The 3,769-nt window shown below is 41.6% G+C and carries 3 protein-coding genes; all 3 read left to right on the top strand.

Annotated elements, in window-relative coordinates; genetic code table 11:
- Window positions 1–7 precede the first annotated feature (7 nt).
- A complete protein-coding gene (locus tag ACZFYI_RS17060; protein WP_462525334.1) occupies window positions 8–163 on the top strand; it encodes an ATP-binding protein in 156 nt (51 codons plus the stop codon).
- Window positions 164–204: 41 nt separating this feature from the next.
- Window positions 205–2,268, top strand: coding sequence for a sensor histidine kinase (locus tag ACZFYI_RS17055; protein ID WP_462525333.1), 2,064 nt, complete (start codon window positions 205–207; stop codon window positions 2,266–2,268).
- Window positions 2,261–3,769: sensor histidine kinase (locus ACZFYI_RS17050; RefSeq protein WP_462525332.1), on the top strand; the 1,509-nt coding region annotated here is incomplete at its 3' end. The genes ACZFYI_RS17055 and ACZFYI_RS17050, both read left to right, overlap by 8 nt.

Genomic DNA, 3,769 nt, shown 5'->3' with positions numbered 1-3,769 from the left:
GGACAAAATCCTGCAGCCATTCTTTACTACTAAAAAAGGGACAGAAGGTACGGGCCTTGGGCTAAGTATTACCCATGATATCGTGAAGGCGCATGGGGGGGAATTGGAGATTACTTCCCAACCCGGGTCAACCGTGTTTTTCATCCGTCTTAATAATAATTAATGCATAACTCATTTTCGGATATAAAATCTTTAAAAAAGGTCATGAAGCCACTAAAAATCATGAGAAGCATAGTTTCGATCCCGATTAAAACAGCACTTTTTGCCTTTGTGATGATTCTTATACAGGAAACATCATTTGCGCAACAGAATGCTCATATCTTAGGACCCTCCGAAAATCAAATTGATAGCCTATTGCTCCGGTTTTCTAACGAAACCTCCGGTCCACTCCGCATGGGCCTGGCCCGGGAATTGGGTCTCTTTTTCACTGATATCGACCCAGACACAACCATGTATTTTCTGAATACGCAATTACAACTGGCCCAGAGCTTGGGAGAGCGGTTGTGGGAAGGCGATGCACTTAGAAGGCTTGGTTATCTCACATATCTTCAGGGGAGTTATTCGGAGTCATTCTCCTATAATACGCAGGCCCTTACGCTGTTTATGGATACCTCCAACGAACGGAAGGTGTGGGAACCTAGCAGACTTTCTCTCGCAGGTACTCCAGAACAATCCCGGTTAACCGAGCTCGCCCTGACTTTTTTTCACAGGGCGCAACTATACACATGGATCAGCAACATTTCTGAGCAAAGGCCCCTTTATCGAAAAGCCATTGAAATAATTGATAAGGCTGGAGATGATGCTATCGCTTCCTTCATGTATAGCAGTCTGGCAGAATCATATATTGAAGAATATCCCGATTCTGCCATGATGTACCTCAGTATTGGAATTGAAAAGTCCGAAAAAGTTGGTTTCATGAAGTATCGGGGTAATGATCTCTCTCGTATGGGAAGAGCGCATAAGAGCCTAAATGACTTCGATAGCGCTGAGAAATATTATTTGGAGGCAATTGCCAAGAGCAGGGAAGTTAATAACTTCAGGCACCTTGCGATTGCGTATTATGAACTGGCACGGCTCAATCAGTTGACCGGAGATACCACCAGCGCCCTGGACAACGCCATAAAAAGTTACGAGGCCGCTGATTCGATCCAAAACCTTTCAGTTATCAGTGATGTTGGCCTCATGCTCTCCAAGTTGTATGAGCAGCTGAATGACACAGACAAAGCATATTATTATCTTAGACTATCACAGGCTGCTTCTGAAACTCTTCAGAAAGAAAACCAGATACGACGGGCCAGCGACCTTCAGTTTGCCGAACAGCTCCGACTCAGGGATCTTGAAGAGGCTCAGGCGAGAAGTCAGGCCAGGCTCCGAATAACCATTCTGATGGGTGTGCTGTTCACGATTGCGGTGGTGGCGTTCCTGATGTACCGAAATAACCGCCAAAAACAGGCGGCCAATAAGGTATTGGAAAATACACTTGATAATTTAAAAGCCACGCAGAATCAACTTGTCCAACAGGAAAAACTCGCTTCCCTTGGCCAACTTACTGCCGGTATCGCCCATGAGATCAAGAATCCGCTCAATTTTGTGAATAACTTCTCTGAGGTGTCAATCGAGCTAGTGGATGAGGCAATTGAGGAAAGAAGCAAAGCTCAGGAATCTAGAGACGAAACTTTGGTGGACGAAATATTGGAAGATATCAAGTCCAATCTCAAAAAAGTCCATGAACATGGTTCACGGGCAAACGGGATCGTGACTTCCATGTTGCAGCATTCTCGGGGTGGGTCAGGAAAGGTTGAACCCACCGATCTCAATGCTTTGATCAAAGAATATTCGAGCCTTGCTTTTCATGGCATGAGGGCAGGGAAAAACCCCATCAATGTTGATATCGATTTGCAGTTAAATGACCAAATCAAGAACATACCTCTAATTGGGGAAGACTTCAGCCGTGTTTTGCTTAACTTATGCAACAATGCCTTTGATGCGATGCGGGCAACTGCTGAAATACGGCCACCAAAGCTGACCATCCGGACAATCCCCGAACCGGAAAAGATTATTATTGAAGTAGAGGATAATGGCCCCGGCATCCCAGAGGACATCAGGGACAAAATCCTGCAGCCATTCTTTACTACTAAAAAAGGGACAGAAGGTACGGGCTTAGGGCTGAGTATTACCCATGATATTGTGAAGGCTCATGGGGGTCAGATCAAAATAGAATCAAAAGAAAATGAAGGAAGCAAATTTTCAATTTTGTTGGATGCATAGAGCTAATTTTATATTACCCGTTCTTATTTTTTTCATTTGTTTGGGAGTTGCAAGCCCATCATTTGGTCAGGAAAAAGTAATGACCATTGGTGAATCTAGTTTTGACCGATTTGAACGGGTCCCTCTTGGAAATGATCTATACTGGAAATTTAAATCAGGAACCCATCCCAATTGGGCTGATCCCGATTTGGATACCCAAGGTTGGGAAAACCTGGCACCTGGACAACTCACTGAGGATATGAAGGATCAAAATGGCAGACTTGAAGGTTGGTTTAGAATTAAAGTGAGGAAGGGGTCTGGAATTCAGAATGACATTAGCGTTTTTATTCAATCGATGTGGCAAAACCTTGAAATCTATGTAGATGGTATATTAGTAAGGGAGATAAATAAAAATGAAAGCATCAAAAAAAATAAGAATGGGGGAAACCTGAATTTTTATGCAGGATATGAATACGAAATCCCATTAACACTCCGGGATGATAGTCAGGATTTAGTGATTGCAGTCCATTATATCCTTGAACCCTTAAAATTTCCTTTTTCTCTTTTTGAAAAAAGAAGACAAACATTTTTTACTGCCGAGATTGGTACAAAATATTCCATCGCATTGAAAGCCAATGAGCAAGAATTCTATAAAAACTTTCAAACTATCTTAGTAAATACTACATTTTTATTGGCTGTTCTTTTTTGGCTTTTGTATGGGCTCAACAAACAAGAGGAAAATTTGAAATATATAGCATTTTTGACCTCTCTTTATTTTTTGGCACAAATCCCCACACTAATTTTCAGCTATTTAAAAACCTTAGATTTTTCTACTTTTTTTGTTCTCGATATTATCGAAAAGTTAATTATTGCCAGCATTTTTTATGCTACGGTTTTCGTAGTGGCTAAAATCTTATCAGGAAATTTCCCCAAACCCAAATGGCTCTTTTTAATTATAGGTTTAGTGGGATTCGTAGACTTTGGATTTACCAGATTTCCTCCTTTTGCCGTTTCGGTTATTTTGTTTTTTCTGGTCTCTATACTGTACTACACCTGGAAGTCACGTAAAATTATCCAAGGAGCTCAATGGGCGATAGTGGGAGGTACTGTCATTTCCTTAGTCTTTATGCTTTTTGTTTTTTTTCTGGCAATTATATCGGTGATTTCTGTAAATGGATTTCCTGCAACCCTGGCTTATTTGATTTTTCCCCTAACCCTTTTGATATATGTGGCAATTCGGTTTAAGGAAATTTTGAAAGAGACCAGACAAAAAGCAGAAGAGGTAGTAAAAATTACTGAGGAAAAAGCCTTACAAACCGAAAAGCAAAATGTGATTTTGGAGGCCAAAGTAAAAGAGAGGACCATGGATCTCCAGAAATCTTTGGAAAACCTCAAATCCACCCAGGCACAACTCATCCAACAGGAAAAACTCGCCTCCCTCGGCCAACTCACAGCAGGTATTGCCCATGAGATCCAGAACCCGCTGAATTTTGTGAATAATTTCTCGGAGGTGTCGATTGAA

This window comes from Aquiflexum sp., assembly GCF_977115555.1.
Note: the sequence above shows the minus strand (reverse complement) of the source record. Positions and strands in the feature narration are given on the sequence as shown.

Excerpts from the sequence above, each read along its gene's own strand:
- ACZFYI_RS17055 (WP_462525333.1), top strand. The coding sequence starts at position 205 with ATGAAGCCACTAAAAATCATGAGAAGCATAGTTTCGATCCCGATTAAA.